The organism is Acetonema longum DSM 6540 (assembly GCF_000219125.1).
GTDB classification, from domain to species: domain Bacteria; phylum Bacillota; class Negativicutes; order Sporomusales; family Acetonemataceae; genus Acetonema; species Acetonema longum.
In genome coordinates this window covers 26143-43593 of sequence record NZ_AFGF01000056.1, presented here as the reverse complement: position 1 = coordinate 43593, position 17451 = coordinate 26143, and the positions used below count along the sequence as shown (strand labels likewise).

Sequence of the window (17451 nt, the reverse complement as noted above, 5' to 3'; positions counted from 1 at the left end):
TGCGGATGGTTTTAAAAGAACCAGGAACACACAATGCACTTGCACCGTACGTCCCTGGTTCTTCTAGCAGAACTAAAACATAATTTTTTGTCGTCGCATATAGATATTCAGTAAAATACCCAAACTGACCATATTCGTCGTTAGGGCGCTGATGCCGTAACTCATCAGTGGCAGAGGAATACCGGTAACCGGCATAATGCCGGCGGTCATACCCACATTGACCAATAAGTGAAAGGCCAGCATCGAAACAATTCCGGCTGCCAGCAGCGTCCCAAAATTATCACGGGCTGCTCCGGCGATTTTGACGCCTCTATACAGCAAAAGCATATATAACGCCAATACCAGTACCGAACCGATGAACCCTACTTCTTCTCCTATGACGGCGAAAATAAAATCCGTATGGTTTTCCGGCAAAAAGTTCAATTGGCTCTGGGTGCCGCTAAAAAGGCCTTTTCCATAGAGCATACCGGACCCGATGGCAATTTTGGACTGAATGATATGGTAGCCTGAACCTAACGGATCAGTCCCCGGATCCATGAATACGGTAAGCCGCTTTTTCTGGTAATCCTTCAGAAAAAACCAGAAAATCGGCAGAAAGGCAATCCCGGCTCCGACAATCTTGCCCAACAGCTGCATCCTAATCCCGGCAATAAAAAGCATACCGAACAATATGGCCATAAACACCAGAGCTGTTCCCAAATCGGGCTGTTTTAAGACCAGGAGGAACGGGATGCCCACATAAATAAAAATCGGCAGTACATCTTTCATCGTGTTCAGTTGTCCTGACCGCTTATCCAGGATATGAGCCAGCGAAATAATCATGATCAGCTTGGAAAATTCAGAAGGCTGCAAACTGATCGGGCCAATCTGAATCCAACGTTGCGCTCCCAAGGCTGACTGCCCTATCAACATAACCGCCAGCAGCATGACCAGATTAATTCCGTACAGCACATGCGCCATTTTCCCCAGGGACTTATAGTCGTAATGCAACAGCCAGAATACAACAATAATATTGATCAGAGCAAAAGCGCCTTGCCGCTGCACATACCAATACCTGTCCTCTATGGACGAGTTAATATGGGTAGCACTGCCGATAAAAATCAGACTGATTGCAATGATTAATAAGGTAACGGCAATGAGAACAAAGTCTAAGTTTCTTACCAGACGATGATTTAACATAGATTGTTATCCTTACTTTAATACTTTACTTTTGCTTACGCATCGCAGCCTGAATCTGAATCGTTCCGCTGGCCAGACTGTTCCGCGATGACCCGCTTCATCCGGTTGACCGGTATGTTAGCCACCAGCGCCACTGAGTCGTTATCCTGGGACAGGTTGATTTCCATATCTTTTTCATTAATGTCCATATAATGCGATATCGCTTGGATCATATCATCTTTGAGATTTTGCATGAACTGCGGTGAAGCATTGGCCCGATCATGCACCAAGACCATGCGCAGACGTTCTTTGGCAATATCTTTCGATCCGGATTCTTGTTCTTTCCCAAAAATCTTATGGAAAAGGTCCAGCATGTCTACCCCCCTGTATTCTGAGACCTGCGGCGAAGCTTCTTTTCTGTCATGTACCAGGACCATGCGCAAGCGATCCTTGGCGATGTCTTTTGATCCAATGTTATCATGTTCTTTTCCAAAGATCTTGCTAAAAAGTTCCCGCATGTCAATCCTCCTACATTTTAAGCATTCCTTTGATTTTACCAAAGAAACCGTCATCACGATCCAACATCAGGAAAGGTACATTTTGTCCCATAAGACGCCGAACTATATTTCTGTACGCCATACTGGCAAGAGACGTAGAATTGACCACCGCCGGCTCACCCCGGTTAGTGGAAATAATGATGTATTCATCTTCGGGAATAATGCCGACCAGATCTACTGCCAGGATATCGATAATATCGTCAATATCCATCATATCGCCCTTCTTGACCATTTTAGGACGAATCCGGTTAATGATTAATTTGGGATTCACTTTCCCCTCAGAGCTTAAGATACCAATAACCCGGTCTGCATCCCTTACAGCTGAGACTTCCGGCGTAGTAACCACAATGGCTTTTTCTGCGCCGGCTACGGCATTCATGAATCCCTGCTCGATACCGGCCGGGCAATCCAAGAGGACATAATCAAAATCCTCAGCCAGTTCCTTGCACAGATGCTGCATCTGGTCCGGACTGACTGCATTCTTATTGCGGGTCTGGGCCGCCGGCAGAAGATACAGTGTTTCAAAACGTTTATCCCGGATCAAGGCCTGCTTTAGACGACAATTCCCCTCAGTAACATCGACCAGGTCATAGACGATCCTATTTTCCAAACCCATGACCACATCCAGATTACGCAGGCCAATATCGGCATCTACCAACACTACTTTTTTCTTCATGAGAGCAAAACCAGTGCCCAAATTGGCAGTGGTTGTGGTCTTGCCGACACCTCCCTTACCCGAGGTGATCACCCAAATTTCCCCCATGCAAATCCTCCTCAGCCCATCACATCTCACATCTTCTCAACCGAAATATCTTCGGAGATTATCTTGTGTGCGTATCTCGTGTACTCATCTCTATTGGGACAAATTCGTCTTAACTATATATATTCCTGCTTGTTTATGCAGAAAACTAAAACACACCCTCGCGAAAGCTCACCTGCGGCCTCGAATCTGGGGCCGTTCAAAAGGGTTCAGATGCTAGGCGCGACGAGGACGCGCGCGCAGACAGTACGTTCGAGAGGGTACGGCAAGCGCGTGCCCGCAGGAGCAACGACGCAGATGGGCCCTTTTCAACGGCCCCCTTACAATGCGGTATGCGGACCATACACCCTCGGCACATAATCCAGATTTTGGGTCAGATTAAAGGCCGCTTCCATAATCCGTTTGGCAATAGGCGCGGCAGACACTGAGCCAAAGCCGCCCTGCTCAACGATAACCACTACCACCAGACCCGGGTCCTCAAACGGAGCATAAGCCGCAAACCAACCGTGATCCATACCGTGGGAATTCTCAGCGGTTCCTGTCTTACCGGCCAGAGAAAGCGGAAAATCGCCAAAAATATAGGCTGCCGTACCGGTCCGGGATACTTCATGTAAGGCCTGCCGGATAATGTTGAGATTTTTATCGGTAATTTTGATACGGCCCATTTCTTCCGGTTCAAACGCTTTAATCACCTTACCGTCAGGCGAAGTCATCCGGCTTACTAAATAAGGCCGGTATCGGTGCCCGCCGTTGGCGATCTGGCTGACCAGAGAAGCCATTTGCAGCGGCGTAGCCAGTTGAAATCCCTGGCCGATAGCCGCATCAAAGGTTTCCGATAAATACCAGCTTTCACCATACACCTGTTGTTTATAGCGCTGATTGGCGACCAATCCTTCTGACTCGCCTGGTAGATTAATGCCGGTGACTTCTCCCAGGCCGAACATCCGTGAATACTTTTCCAAAGCATCAATTCCCAGGCGATTGCCCATTTCGTAAAAATAAACATTATCAGACATGGACAATGCCGTATGAAAATTGATCCAGCCCAATGCTTCGCCCTGAGAGTTGCTTTTAGGAATCAGCCAGTGTGTACCTTTATCGAGGATTTTCTCTTCCGGTGTTACTTTCTCCAGTTCCAACGCCGCTGTGCTGGTTACGATTTTGTAAAGAGAGCCGGGGGGATATTCCCCGGCAATAGCCCGGTTTGTCATAGGGTGAAACGGATTTTCACTCAATGCTTTCCAATCTTGCGTGGAAATTCCCACGGCAAACAAATTGGGATCAAAAGCCGGCCGGCTGACCATGGCCAAAACCGCCCCTGTCTTGGGATTCATCACCACTGCCGCCGCGGCTTTAGCATTTGGCTTTTTATACGCGGTTTGCAGCCACCGGAGATGCTCATCGATCGTGGTCTCGGCCGCCGTCTGAATTCTCCAGTCAATGGTTAATACCAGATTATTCCCCGGCACCGGTTCCTGTTTCCCCAGCACCTGGACCGGACGTCCATTCACATCCACTTCCACCTGGCCGCCGCCGTCTACCCCGCGCAAATCCTGGTCATAAACCTTCTCCAGGCCAAATTTACCGATCAGATCGCTCTGCTTATATTTAATCGCTTTCAGTCTGGCCAGTTCCAAATCGTCAATTTCACTGACATAGCCGAAAAGATGGGCGGCGTATTCCTTATTCAGATAGTTGCGCACCGACTGGATCTCCACAACGACACCCGGTAATTCCCCGCGCCGCTCTTCAATTTTAGCTACCACATCCTGTCCCACATCGATTTTTATCGGAACAGGCTCATAGGAGTCCTGGCGGCGTTTTAGCTTGGCGACGATCTCCTGCCGGTCCATTTCCAAGAGCTCGGCCAGCTTATCAATGATTGTATCCGGCACCTCTTTATTCGTGGACACAATCGAAACCGTAAAGCCGGGCCGATTGGACACCAGCGCCACGCCGTTCCGATCATAGAAAATTCCCCGGGGAGCATGGATGGGAATCATTTTAATACGATTTCCATCGGCCAAACGTTCATAATATTTTCCCTGCACCACCTGCAAATAGCCCAATCGACTGATCAATGCAATAAAAATTACAACGACAACAATACTTAACGTATCCAGACGGTGTATAAAACGTTGTACGATCATGCTATCACCTCTCTCACGATCCCCTATAGAAGGTATCGCGAAATATCGTCATATGATAAAGCTATTTTTCAAGAGCTAATAGTCGATACACCACCTGGTGCACCGGGATAGAAAATGCCATATTATACATGATCATTGGCACCAATTGATAAAAGGCCGTCGCCAGCCACTCGGCCTTGTAGCCTAACAGGGCCAACAGGCTCAGAGCAATGAAACCGTGGATCAATGTAAAAATGAACATGCCTGCCACAGGTAAAAACAAATTTTCTTTAAATATTTGTCTTTCTGCACTGCCGGCGATATAACCTACCGCCATTTTGGACAGAATATGAATACCGAACAAGTTTCCGGTAGCCAAGTCCTGGAGCAAACCGGCAAAAAAACCGATCCCAACGGCCCGTTCCTTGCCGCAAAGAAAACCGGTCGATACCACGATAACCAAGAGCAGATCAGGCCGGACGACAAACGGCAGCACAAATGGAACGACAGTTGCCTGCACAACGACTGTAACCAAAAGAAGCAGTATCCACTGCAAAGCTTTCATCGTGCCGTCCCTTTTGCCGGCGGCTGAGAGGGAGCTCCGGAAGGATGGGTCATAATTGGAGAACGGATAATCACCAAGACTTCTTCCAGTTTGTCAAAATTCACTGCCGGCTTCAAGACAGCATATTTTAGCAGACCGCCTTCTTCATTCACAACCTCGACGACTTCCCCGATCATGATGTTTTTGGGATAAATCCCACCAAAGCCGGAGGTAATTACTTTATCCCCTTTGATAATATCTGCATCCCGGGCCAGATTGATCAAACAGGGGGACAATGGTCTGGCCCCATTGCCCTCTACGATTCCGGCTACCCTGGATTCAGGTCTTTGCACCAAAGCGCCGACGGCGCTGCGGGCATCGATCATCAGTTGTATATGGGATGAATGAGGAAAAACCTGAGCCACATTGCCTACCAGACCCTGAGCGGTAACCACCGGCATATCCTTGGCGATGCCATCGGCAGAACCTTTATTAATCACCAGAGTGCTGGACCAGGAACTAGGGCTGCGGGCGATCACTGCCGCCACGGCAAAAGTAAGCTGCGGCACCTCTTTCTTATACTCAAGCAAAGTCCGCAGCCGCGCATTTTCCGCCATTGCTTCGGTTAATTCCATGTTCGCCAGACGCAAACGCTCATTTTCTGCGGCCAATGTCTGGTTACTCCAGTGTACTGTCATAATATCACCGGCGAAGTTGATCGCGTTTCGGATTCGATATCCTGTCTGAGCTATTGCATATTCAACCGGTGAAAGAATTGTGGATACCAGTTTCCCCGCCAGAGGAAACTGGTATCTATTTTTGGCAACTGAACTGGCCAGCAAAAAGACTATTAGCACCACTACAGCTAAAACAATCGCCTTTCTTTGCGCCAACTGCACCCTATGATCTCTCCTTTATCCCTTTTTGGACGAAATGAGCACTCGCTGCAACAACTCAATGCTGTCCAGAGCCTTACCCGTGCCGATAGCCACGCAGGAAAGAGGCTCCTCGGCAATATGCACCGGCATACCGGTTTCTTTTGCGATCATGAGATCCAGCCCGCGCAACAGCGATCCGCCGCCGGTCATAACAATGCCTCTATCCATAATGTCAGCGGCTAACTCAGGCGGCGTCTTTTCCAATGTTGCCTTTACCGCATCCAGTATGCCCAGCACCGGCTCATGCAAAGCCTGTTGCACTTCCTGTGCGCTTAAATTCAGCGTCTTAGGAAGCCCGGAGACCAAATCCCGTCCCCGGACTTCCTGGGTTTCATTGCTTGCCGGCATGGTAGCCGATCCCATTTTGATTTTTACTTCCTCGGCGGTACGTTCGCCAATCATCATATTATAGTTGCGCTTAATATAATGGATAATGGCCTCGTCCATTTCATCGCCGCCAATTCGGATGGACTTGCTGTTGACAATGCCCCCCAGTGAAATGACTGCCACCTCAGTGGTACCGCCACCGATATCCACCACCATATTGCCGATGGGATCCTGAACCGGTAATCCGGCGCCAATAGCGGCGGCCATCGGTTCTTCAATCAGATAGGCCTCTCTGGCCCCGGCCTGAATGGTGGCATCAATCACTGCCCGTTTTTCCACCTCCGTCACGCCGGAAGGAACTCCCACAATCACCCGTGGGCGGATGAGCGTCCGGCTGCCGATACTCTTTTTGATAAAATATTTCAACATGGACTGAGTCACGTCAAAATCAGCAATAACACCGTCTTTCAGCGGTCTGATAGCCACGATATTGCCCGGAGTGCGTCCGATCATTTGCTTGGCCTCATCCCCTACCGCCAGTACTTCGCCGGTATCTCTCTGCATGGCCACCACTGACGGCTCCTGCAGCACAACGCCCCGACCTCCCACATAAACAAGCGTATTGGCAGTCCCCAAATCTATACCCATATCGCGTGAAAACGATCCGAAAAAACCCATAAAAGACAATACTCCCTTCCTTACTTAGACAGCTTACTTAGGCAACTTGCACAGGCACATTCATTGATCATATTATTCCCTTTTCTTTCATGCTAACATACTTGCCATCGCCAATTATTACATGGTCGAGAACCGGGATTTCGATTAATTGCCCGATTTCGACCAGCTTTCTAGTCAGCGCAATGTCTTCCTTGCTGGGTGACGGGTCTCCGCTGGGGTGGTTATGGGCCACAATTACGGCTGCAGCGGCATAATTAATAACCTCACGAAACAATTCCCGAGGATGAGCAACCGATGCGTTGAGACTACCAATGGAGACAGTCGGCGTCGCCAAAACATGATTTTTAGTAGACAATAGAATGGCGATAAAGTGTTCTTTCGTTTCATAGCGCAGTCTTGGCATTAATAGATCCGCCGCATCACCGGGATGTCGGATGACCGGTCTGTCGTGGGGCGTGGCCGTCGATAGTCGCTTACCAATTTCTAAGGCAGCAATAATCGAGACGGCCTTAGCCGCTCCGACCCCTTTCATCCGGCTAAGTTCCTGCGGCGTTACACCACTCAACCCGCTCACCCCATCGTATTGCTTGAGCATTTTCTCGGCAATGCGCAAGGCCGACTCCTGGGGCGTGCCTGTCCGAATCAGTATGGCTAACAACTCAGCGCTGCTTAAAGATTGAGGACCGAATGACAATAACCGTTCCCTCGGCCTGGCCTCTTCCGGCAGTTCTTTAATTGTCAGCGGTTTCTCCTGATTCATAACATTCGAACACCAGCCTTTATCAGTAATCGGGAAAGCGTTACTAACGGCAACCCGACCACGTTGGTATAGCATCCTTCGATTTTCTCCACCAAAAGGACTCCCAGTCCCTGAATGGCATATCCGCCTGCTTTATCGGCAGGTTCTCCACTGGCAATATAACGTTCTATCTCATCCGGTTTCAAGTTTCGGAATATAACCTGTGTCACTTGCACGTCTGACCAGACGCTTTTCCCTTTTACCACAGCTATGCCGGTCATCACCTGATGACAACGGCCTGACAAGATATGCAGCATTTCTCTGGCTTGGCTGGGATGATCCGGCTTGCCAAACACCTGATTGTCCACAACCACAATGGTATCGGCCCCAATGACAATATCATCCGCCTCTGCTTTCGCCGCCACTGCTAATGCTTTTTTCTCAGCCAAGAGAGTGGCTGTCTGCGCCGGTGAGGAACCTTGACAGTTCTTTTCCTCTACTTCACTGGTGACAACGGTAAAGGAGAGTCCGACTTGTTCCAATAACTGCCGCCGGCGCGGCGAAGACGAAGCTAAAATGATAGCCATGGTACCCCCTAAAATATAACGCGATATCTTGTGTCGAATCCAGTCTAATTCAGCTTCAGCGTTATACCTAGTATGTGTATCTTCTACAATAAACAAAAGAAATCCTTGCGATTCGCCAGGATTTCTTTTAGGAATTTTTTTTGTTGAAAAATTTTTTTAAAGTTTATATTCGCGGCTAAGATAGTAGGAAATACTGCTCAAGCCGACGGAGAGATCTTCACTGACAAGACGGACATCGTCCGGCACCTTCAGCCGTATCGGAGCAAAATTCCAAATTCCTTTGACGCCGCATTCCACCAATACATTCGCAATAGACTGGGCATTGGAAGCCGGAACGGTAATAATGGCGATATGGATATCATATTCGTCTACAATCTGGGGTATTTTTTCACAGGAAAAAACCTCCACACCATTGACAATCTGGCCGATCTTCATCGGATCTACGTCAAACAGCGCTTTTAAATTAAATCCTAGCGAAATAAAATTGCGATAGTTGGCCAAAGCCCAGCCTAAATGTCCCACCCCGGCAATAGCAATATTCCAATTGCGATGCAAACCCAGAATTTCGCCGATATTGCGGATCAAATCCCGGACATAGTAGCCAACGCCTTTTTTGCCAAATTCTCCGAATGAGGCCAGGTCCTTGCGTATCTGTTCCGGTGTAACGCCGACCCGGCGGCCCAAATCCTCAGAAGAAATAATTTCGGCTCCTTCTTCCTGTATGTGACGCAAACAGCGAAAATATACCGGCAAACGGTCGATCGTAGCCCGGGAAATAACAATATGGTCTTTCAACAGTCAGAACCTCCCGTTGATTAGTCAATCTCTACAATATCAGTATGTCTAGTTCTGTTTATCCATATCAAATATGCTTCCACTGGGCCAATACTTTTTCCTCTTTTGTCCTTGTACTTTATTTAAAAAAATATTGGAAACAGAATTGGCGCCTCCGGAAAACCGGAGGCGCCAATTCTGTGATAGCGGTCTAGCAGCGTTCCTGGGGATGATAGTGAGTATGCAGCAGTTTATGCGATTTCTCGCCCAGCGGTTTGCCCAGCCAGGTATCATAAAGTTCTCTTACAGCCGGATTCTCATGGGATTTACGCAGTGTCATAGCCTGATCGCACTGGTAAATGGCGTTAATCCGCTGCTGGCGCACTTCCTGTGAAATTGGCGCCGGCTGTCCGCCTCCGCCGATACAGCCGCCGGGACAAGCCATAATTTCAATAAAGTGATAATCAGCCACACCGGCACGAATCTTTTCCATAAGCATACGGGCATTCCCCAGGGTATGAGCCACAGCCACCTTGACTTTTGAATCGCCCACCGGCACTACAGCTTCCCGGATTCCGGTCAAGCCGCGCACATTATGAAATTCGATGTCGGGCAACGCTTTACCGGTTACTGTTTCGGCCACAGTCCTGAGAGCCGCTTCCATCACGCCGCCGGTTGCGCCGAAAATAACGCCGGCGCCTGTGGAAATGCCCAGCGGCGCATCATATTCCTCCGACGGCAGAGCATTAAAGTCGAGACCCGCCTCCCGGATCATGCGCCCCAGTTCCCGGGTAGTAAGGACATAATCCACATCTTGATGCCCGTTGGACTTCATTTCAGTACGGGCTGCTTCGGCCTTTTTCGCCGTGCAGGGCATAATGGACACCGACACAATGCCGGCGGGGCTGATGCCGCTCTTTTCGGCATAGTAAGTCTTAACCAGAGCGCCAAACATCTGTTGCGGTGACTTAGCCGTAGACAGGTGCTCCAGAAGATCCGGATACATCAGCTCGATAAAGTTGACCCAGCCGGGGCTGCAGGAGGTAATCATCGGCAGTTTGCCTCCTTTGGTCAAGCGCTCGATAAATTCCGAACCTTCTTCCATAATCGTCAGGTCGGCGCTGAAGTCGGTGTCGAACACCTTATCAAAGCCTAAGCGGCGCAATGCCGCCACCATTTTGCCAGTCACGATTTGTCCGGCATCCAGGCCCAGGGCTTCCCCCAGAGCCACCCGTACCGCCGGGGCAGTCTGGACCACTACATGCTTCTGGGGATCGCTGAGAACCTTCCACACTTCCGCTGTGTTATCCCGTTCCACAATAGCACCAGTGGGACATACTGCCGCACACTGGCCGCAGAAAGTACAGGCTACCTGATGCAAACCCTGGTTGAAGGCCGGTGAAACCGTAGTATCAAATCCCCGGTTTACGAAACTGTAGACATGAACTCCCTGGCGTTCACTGCAGGCCCGGATGCATCGTCCGCACAGAATACATTTGGACTGGTCCCGTACTAGCGAAGGATTGGAATCATCCAGAGGATAGTGTTTCTTTTCTCCGTCAAACCGGACCTGACGCAGCCCCAAATCACCGGCGATGCTTTGAAGCTCGCAGTTTAGGTTGCGCTGGCAGGACAGGCAGTCTTGAGGATGGTTGGCCAACAGCAGTTCCACCACCATTTTGCGGCCTTCCCGCACTGCCGGAGTATTAGTCCGGACCACCATGCCTTCGTTGACCGGATATACGCAGGAGGCAACCAAGCTGCGAGCCCCTTCCACTTCCACCATACACACCCGGCAGGCCCCTTCCGGTCTCAACTCGGGATGATAACAAAGGCTGGGTATCTTAACGCCTGCGGACCGGGCCGCTTCCAGCACGGTCGAAGTTTTTGGCACTTGCAGCTTTTGGCCGTCAATCGTTATTGTTACTTTATCCTGGTCCATAGTCTCACACTCCTTCATTCGCCTATTTATCCCTTGACGATCGCTTTAAAGGGGCATTTGGCAAAACAAGCACCGCATTTGATGCATTTGGCCTGATCCATACTGTGTATTGCTTTGACTTCGCCGCTAATCGCGTCTACCGGGCAGACCTTCTTGCACAGGCCACAGCCTTTGCATAATTCGGTGATCTGATACCCGGAAAGGCTTTTGCAAGCTCCTGCCGGACAGCGTTTTTCCTTAATATGGGCTTCATATTCCGCCCGGAAATAGCGCAATGTGCTCAGCACCGGATTGGGAGCGGTCTGCCCCAAGCCACACAAGGCAGTGGCCTTGATGTTTTTGGCCATTTCCTCCAGGAGATCAATATCGTTTTCCTGGCCCTTGCCTTCGGTAATGCGGTTGAGAATTTCCAGCATCCGTTTCGTCCCTTCGCGGCAGGGGGTACACTTGCCGCAAGATTCAGACTGAGTGAAGTTCAGGAAAAACTTGGCGATATCCACCATGCAGGTGGTCTCATCCATGACCACCAAACCGCCGGAACCCATCATCGCTCCGGCCTGAATCAGGGAGTCATAGTCCACCGGCAGGTCCAAAAGCTGTTCTGGCAGACAGCCTCCGGAAGGGCCGCCGATTTGCACGGCTTTATATTTTTTGCCGTTGGGAATGCCGCCGCCGATTTCATAGATGATTTCCCGCATAGTAATCCCCATGGGCACTTCCGCCAGGCCGGTATTGTTAATTTTGCCGGTTAAGGCGAAGACTTTGGTGCCTTTGCTGCGCTCGGTGCCAATGGAAGCATACCAATCGGCGCCTTTGGTGATGATCTGAGGTACATTGGCAAAAGTCTCTACGTTGTTAATATTGGTCGGTTTACCCCACAAGCCGGCAATGGCCGGAAATGGAGGACGGGGTCGGGGCATGCCGCGTTTTCCTTCAATGGAATGCAGCAGCGCCGTTTCTTCACCGCAGACAAAAGCGCCGGCTCCTTCTTTGATTTTCAGATGAAAATTAAAACCGGAATTAAAAATATTATCGCCGATCAGGCCCATTTCTTCCGCCTGTTTCATAGCGATGCGCAGGCGTTTGATAGCCAATGGATATTCAGCCCGCACATAAATATAGCCTTCATCCGCACCTATGGTATAACCGCAGATAGCCATGCCCTCAATCACCCGGTGAGGGTCTCCCTCTAAAACGCTGCGATCCATGAAAGCGCCCGGATCTCCTTCGTCTGCGTTACAGACCACGTATTTTTTGTCACCGGCAGCATTACGGGTGAACTCCCATTTCGTGCCGGTAGGGAAACCGCCGCCTCCCCGGCCGCGCAAGCCGGATTTTTTCATTTCGGCGACAACCTCGACGGGCTTCATAACTGTCAGAGCCTTAGCCAGGGCTTCATAGCCGCCGGCAGCGATATATTCTCCGATTTCCTCCGGATTGATATGGCCGCAATTGGCCAGTACCATCCTGTGTTGTTTTTTATAGAAAGCAATATCATTATAATTCGGAATCTTTTCGTGGGATACCGGTTCACGGTATAAGAGCCTTTCGACAATACGGCCCTTGTATAAATGGGAGTCTACCAGTTCAGGCACGTCTTCCGGCTGCACCCGGCAATAAAAAACACCTTCCGGATACACGATCAGAATCGGCCCCATCTCACAGAAGCCGTGGCAGCCGGTTTCAACCACTTTTATTTCCTGATCCAGTCCTTTTTTCACCAGTTCGTCCCGCAAGGCGGTTTCTACTTTTTTAGAGCCGGACGAGACACAGCCGGTTCCGGCACAAATCAGCACATGCGCTCTAATGTGTTGCATATTTTCCCCCTCCTAATCTTTAGCATCATTCAAAGTATCATGGGCGCCTGTCATACTGTTGCAAACTCACCTGCGGCCACGAATCTGAGACCATTCAAAAAAGTCCAGATGCCTGGGTAAGAGCAACGCCTGCGTTGCCGTACTGAAGAATTCAGGTGACTTTGCGGCTTAATGAGAAACCATCCGCCGCTACCTATTTCCCGGAAAGTCACAAATTCTGATACAGCGCGACGAGGACGGCGTGAGACTGTACGTTCGCAGAGTACGTGTCCGTCCGCAAGAGGCTGAAGTGACGCATACGGGCCTTTTTCAACGGTCTCTGGTGATTTTGCCGACTACAAGCTCCTCCACAATCCGTCCGTTTACCACATGTTCTGCAATAATTTTAGACACCACGGCGGGTTTAACTTTGCCATAAGTAATCCTGGGCTCCCCGGGACGCACCACATCCACCAGCACTTCTTTTTCACACATGCCAATACAGCCAGTTTGCCTGACCTCCACGTCCTGTAAATTACGCTTGGCTATTTCATCCAAAATGGCAGTCATTACTTCCCTGGCTCCGGCGGCGATACCGCAGGTCCCCATACCGATGATAATCTGTGTTCCGCTGCTGTGACGCAGGCGGGTTTCGTCCTGTAGTTTTTCCCGCAGACGTTTTAAATCTTCCAGTGTTTTCATCACTTAACACCCCCGTAAAGTCTCGCCAAATTCTCCCGAATGTGCCCGTCAAGCCATAGCAGCACATCCGGGTGAGTCAGCGGAATACCATGCAAAATTCCGCGAATTTCCTGAGTGGAAAGAGAAAAGGTCTGACTGTCAACCTGATGATAATAGCGGATATTTACTCCCGGATTGCCGACCAGCAAAGCTTTCAGCGCAGCCCCAATTTTGCCCAGAGGCGGACAGTCTATATGATTTAAACAATAGGTCGCTTTAACCACCGTTCCCTTACCGGGTTTCGACTCGATATCCAGACTGCCGCCGGCCTGCCGGGCCGTCATGTCAATGAGCGGCAAGCCCAGCCCAACTTTGCGGGTTTTTCGGGTACTTACAAACGGGTCGCGAACCGTTCCCAGCAGAGTTTCATGCATTCCTTTGCCGTTATCAGTCACGCGGAGCATTAACTCATCTTTTGGCCGGTCCTCGATAATTTCCAGAAAGATATCGTTCGCTCCCGCTTCCAGGGAGTTTTGAACCAGATCTAAAATATGCAGCGAGAGTTCATGCATAAAATGCCGCGTCTAGTATTTGGCCAGAATTTCCGGCAGAATATCGGTGGTGAGCCGCCCGTGAGTATCATCATTGATCATCATGACTGGCGCCAGACCGCAGGCGCCGATACAGGCCACCGTCTCCAAGGTGAATTTCAGGTCCGGCGTGGTTTGACCGGCAGAAATATGAAGCTGATCCTCCAGGGCTTGTAAGATCGCCTTACCGCCCCTTACATGGCAGGCTGTTCCCTGACAGACCCGAATGATATTTTTACCCCGGGGATTTAGATGAAACTGCGAATAGAAGGTAATGACTCCATAAACCTGACTTACCGGGATACCCATTTTTTTCGCTATGCATTCTACAACTTCTTTCGACAAGTACCCATAGGCATTTTGGGCCTCCTGCAGAACCGGAATCAAGGCGCCTTGCACACCCTGATATTTGGCCAGAATCGCATCCAATTGCGCCATCTGACTGGCGTTGCCGCCACAGCAGCATTTTTTTACTTCGTTTTCATTGCTCATGATCTATTCCTCCTTCGATTGCAAAGATCGTCTGCGGCTCAAATCCGGGGCCGTTCAAAAAGGTCCAGATACTAGGAAGGTCGAGAAAGCGCGCGCAGACAGTACGTTCGCGAGGGTACGGCAAGCGCGCTCTCGCAGACCTGACAACGCAGATGGGCCTTTTTCAACGACCCCTGCCGGTATAGTGGTTAGACCACCACCTTTCGTGCATTTTGTCCCTGCAAAGCCTGAACTATCTCGGCTAAATTCGGCTGCCGAATATGAAAGACCATTTTCGGTCCGGTAACAAAATCATGTATAGTATGGGCATCGGAAGCGGTAATCACCGGCAGATTCCCGATCCCCGGGAACAAACGGCGGGCATCGCCAGGTTTGGTCAGCCGTGAAACTTCCACTGCTGCCAAAAACGCATCGGCCGGGATAAATCCCAATTGAGAAATAATGCTATAAGATGGGCGGTCGATATGGCTGGCTATCGAAATACCGCCCAGTTCAGCGACCTTCCGGCTGATTTCGGCGATTCCCAGAGAAAGGGACGCCAGCAGAAGTTCCTGTTTTACGGCCACAAATTCATCCTGTGCATCGACAATGAACTGGGCGCCAAATTTTTTTTCATCATTGAGGCGCTTCGGCCTATGGCGCGAGACGATCTCCTCCCAGGCTTTAAACCGATGCATGCTGTCAAATAAAGTGACCAGGTGGATCTCTTCCCTGGTTTCCACTTCCATGGCGGGCAGCACGGTCACATCCAGTCCCTTGGCCGCTTCTATCGCCGCTATTACGTTATCCCCGGCATTATGATCGGCCAGGGCGATAATATTCACTCCATGCCGAACAGCATGCAAAATAATATTGCGAGGCGTCATTTCCACCGCAGCGCAGGGAGAAAGCAGGGAATGGACGTGCAAATCCGCAACAAACTCATCCATTACATACCTCTGACCCCAAGTTGAAATAAGCGCCCCACTAATTCATAAGCCGGCAGCGGCGATAGTAGTACAGGGACTTTTTCACTTTCCGCTTTCTGAAGAACCTCATTTTCCGGCCGCACTTCTCCGGCCAGAAGCACTGCCGCCAGCCCAGCCAACGATGCTACAGCAATAATATTCTGGTGGGCCTGCACTGTGACCCAAATCTGACCGGGCTGTGCCTGCCCCATCACATTGCTCAGCAAATCCGAAACATAGCCGCCAGTCACAGGCTCGTCCAGCATAGATTCCCCGGCGCCAACCTCCAGGGATAAAGCACTGACAAGATCTCTCACCGTCACGGGATTCACCTCCTGTCCTGTACCGATAATCAAGACTCATCGCCTGATTGTTTGACCAGGGGCGGCGGCAGTCTGTCCGCCACTTCAACCATTTCCCGGGCTAAATCCCTTACCTTCTCCCGCAGTTTAAAAAGGCAATCGGTCTCACAGGCTGTTCCCTGAGCAATGTCCTCAGCTAATGCTTTGCAGTTAGGGGAACCGCAGGAGCCGCAGTCTAATCCGGGCAGTCTTTTTAGTGTGTCTTCCATGACCTCCACTTTATATAGAGCCCTGGAAATATCTTCATCCAGCCGCATGACCGGACGCGGTTCAATCACCCGTCGTTCATCCCCTCCTAAAACTGCAGCGTAATCCACATTCACCGACAAATTTCCAATAGCATCCGGGTTCATCTTCCCATCAACCCGCTGCTGCATACGGTATTGGGCTACAAATCGGCTTTCCACGGTCAGAGGTCCGCCAATACAGCCTCCGGCACAGGATAAGCACTCAATATACTCCACTTCTTTAAGTTTGCCTAAGGCAACCTGTTCCAGCACCCCGTTGACACTTTCAATTTCATTAACCACCAACGCTTTGGCAGCCTGTACGGCTGATACCTCACCGCCCGAGAGAGCCCAGCCGATACCTGCCGGAGAAGCTCGCCGCAATTTTTGGCCACCGTTGCAGTCAGGAAACGCTCTGAGCAAGTCCCCATAAATCTCAGAAATGCCGATTGCCCCGGAAATATTGGATGTTTCCGATCCCAACGGCTGTTTTACTGTGGTCATCTTGGCCGGACAGGGGGTAATAAACCAAACACCGATGTTCTCCGGCGCCAGTCCGGTTCGTTTAACAGCTTCATCCCGTGCAATGCGGGTGGAAACTTCTACCGGCGCATCAATGGGTATTAAATGATCAATCAATTCCGGAAACTGCACCTGCACCAGCCTCACTACCGCCGGGCAGGCGGAAGATATGGCCGGCCTTTTAATATCCGGCCGTTTTAAGTATTCGGCAATGGCACGGGAAACAATATCCGCCCCCAAGGCGACTTCAAAAACTGTATCAAATCCCACTTGCAATAAAGATTCAAGAATTTTCTCAATAGTCACATCGGAATTAAACTGTCCGTACAGGGAAGGCGCCGGCAAGGCCACATTAAATGGGTATTGTTTAATATGTTCCAAACAGTCAGTAACAGCTGTCTTGGCATGATTCGGGCAGCGCCTGATACATTCGCCGCAGTCTATACAGCGGGATTCCGTGATCCGGGCTTTGCCGCCGCGAATGCGAATCGCTTCCGTGGGACAATGTTTGATACAATTCACACATCCCTTGCAGCGCTCCGCTATCAGCCGCACAGAATGAAAGTATTCACTAATAGCCTCCACCCCCTCTGTCCACGAAGTTTTGTCATACAACTGGGGCCTCGAATATGAGACCGTTCAAAAAAGTTCAGATGCTAGGCGCGACGAGGACGCGCGCGCAGACAGTACGTTCGCAGGGT

At 50.3% G+C, this 17451-nt stretch carries 18 protein-coding genes and 1 pseudogene; all 19 read right to left on the bottom strand.

Translation table 11 applies throughout. The annotated features are described in order from the left end of the window. Window positions 1–72 precede the first annotated feature (72 nt). Window positions 73–1179: a rod shape-determining protein RodA gene (gene rodA, locus ALO_RS07555; protein WP_004094495.1), complete on the bottom strand. Its 1107-nt coding sequence runs from the start codon at window positions 1177–1179 to the stop codon at window positions 73–75. Window positions 1180–1214: 35 nt separating this feature from the next. Then, window positions 1215–1532 carry a cell division topological specificity factor MinE gene (minE, locus tag ALO_RS22055; RefSeq protein ID WP_050806989.1) on the bottom strand — a complete coding sequence of 106 codons (318 nt, stop codon included), beginning with the start codon at window positions 1530–1532 and terminating at the stop codon, window positions 1215–1217. A 27-nt stretch (window positions 1533–1559) separates the two neighbouring features. Further along, a pseudogene (locus ALO_RS23450) lies at window positions 1560–1676 on the bottom strand (cell division topological specificity factor MinE); the annotation flags it as partial. 10 nt (window positions 1677–1686) lie between these two features. Then, on the bottom strand, window positions 1687–2478 hold the full coding sequence (minD, locus tag ALO_RS07545) for a septum site-determining protein MinD (protein WP_004094490.1): 792 nt from the start codon (window positions 2476–2478) through the stop codon (window positions 1687–1689). A 317-nt stretch (window positions 2479–2795) separates the two neighbouring features. Beyond that, window positions 2796–4625: a penicillin-binding protein 2 gene (gene mrdA, locus ALO_RS07540; protein ID WP_004094486.1), complete on the bottom strand. Its 1830-nt coding sequence runs from the start codon at window positions 4623–4625 to the stop codon at window positions 2796–2798. 61 nt (window positions 4626–4686) lie between these two features. Beyond that, window positions 4687–5169, bottom strand: a complete 483-nt coding sequence (mreD, locus tag ALO_RS07535) for a rod shape-determining protein MreD (RefSeq protein ID WP_004094484.1) — start codon at window positions 5167–5169, stop codon at window positions 4687–4689. Then, entirely contained in the window at window positions 5166–6047 is an 882-nt protein-coding gene (gene mreC / locus ALO_RS07530; protein ID WP_004094483.1) for a rod shape-determining protein MreC, read from the bottom strand. The genes mreD and mreC overlap by 4 nt, the downstream gene beginning before the upstream one ends. Before the next feature lie 15 nt (window positions 6048–6062). Next, window positions 6063–7091, bottom strand: coding sequence for a rod shape-determining protein (locus ALO_RS07525; protein WP_004094482.1), 1029 nt, complete (start codon window positions 7089–7091; stop codon window positions 6063–6065). A 67-nt stretch (window positions 7092–7158) separates the two neighbouring features. Continuing rightward, window positions 7159–7851 (bottom strand): RadC family protein, encoded by a 693-nt coding sequence (gene radC / locus ALO_RS07520; RefSeq protein WP_004094480.1) that lies wholly within the window; start codon window positions 7849–7851, stop codon window positions 7159–7161. After that, window positions 7848–8417 carry a Maf family protein gene (locus ALO_RS07515; RefSeq protein ID WP_004094479.1) on the bottom strand — a complete coding sequence of 190 codons (570 nt, stop codon included), beginning with the start codon at window positions 8415–8417 and terminating at the stop codon, window positions 7848–7850. Before ALO_RS07515 ends, radC begins: the two co-directional genes overlap by 4 nt. 156 nt (window positions 8418–8573) lie before the next feature. Then, the gene (locus tag ALO_RS07510) at window positions 8574–9212 is read right to left on the bottom strand and encodes a redox-sensing transcriptional repressor Rex (protein WP_004094477.1); all 639 of its coding nucleotides are present in this window, start codon (window positions 9210–9212) and stop codon (window positions 8574–8576) included. Between the two features lie 190 nt (window positions 9213–9402). After that, window positions 9403–11133, bottom strand: a complete 1731-nt coding sequence (locus ALO_RS07505) for an NADH-dependent [FeFe] hydrogenase, group A6 (protein WP_004094475.1) — start codon at window positions 11131–11133, stop codon at window positions 9403–9405. A 26-nt stretch (window positions 11134–11159) separates the two neighbouring features. Then, window positions 11160–12950 carry an NADH-quinone oxidoreductase subunit NuoF gene (nuoF, locus tag ALO_RS07500; protein ID WP_004094473.1) on the bottom strand — a complete coding sequence of 597 codons (1791 nt, stop codon included), beginning with the start codon at window positions 12948–12950 and terminating at the stop codon, window positions 11160–11162. Window positions 12951–13259: 309 nt separating this feature from the next. Next, window positions 13260–13631: a (2Fe-2S) ferredoxin domain-containing protein gene (locus ALO_RS07495; RefSeq protein WP_004094470.1), complete on the bottom strand. Its 372-nt coding sequence runs from the start codon at window positions 13629–13631 to the stop codon at window positions 13260–13262. Beyond that, window positions 13631–14182 (bottom strand): ATP-binding protein, encoded by a 552-nt coding sequence (locus tag ALO_RS07490; protein ID WP_004094468.1) that lies wholly within the window; start codon window positions 14180–14182, stop codon window positions 13631–13633. Before ALO_RS07490 ends, ALO_RS07495 begins: the two co-directional genes overlap by 1 nt. Window positions 14183–14194: 12 nt before the next feature. Then, window positions 14195–14692, bottom strand: coding sequence for an NADH-quinone oxidoreductase subunit NuoE (gene nuoE, locus ALO_RS07485; protein ID WP_004094465.1), 498 nt, complete (start codon window positions 14690–14692; stop codon window positions 14195–14197). Window positions 14693–14880: 188 nt separating this feature from the next. Beyond that, a complete protein-coding gene (locus ALO_RS07480; protein ID WP_004094462.1) occupies window positions 14881–15621 on the bottom strand; it encodes a PHP domain-containing protein in 741 nt (246 codons plus the stop codon). Then, window positions 15621–15962, bottom strand: coding sequence for a DRTGG domain-containing protein (locus ALO_RS07475; protein ID WP_004094459.1), 342 nt, complete (start codon window positions 15960–15962; stop codon window positions 15621–15623). Before ALO_RS07475 ends, ALO_RS07480 begins: the two co-directional genes overlap by 1 nt. 29 nt (window positions 15963–15991) lie before the next feature. Then, complete coding sequence (locus ALO_RS07470) at window positions 15992–17326, bottom strand: [Fe-Fe] hydrogenase large subunit C-terminal domain-containing protein (RefSeq protein ID WP_040292951.1); 1335 nt, start codon at window positions 17324–17326, stop codon at window positions 15992–15994. Window positions 17327–17451: the final 125 nt, after the last annotated feature.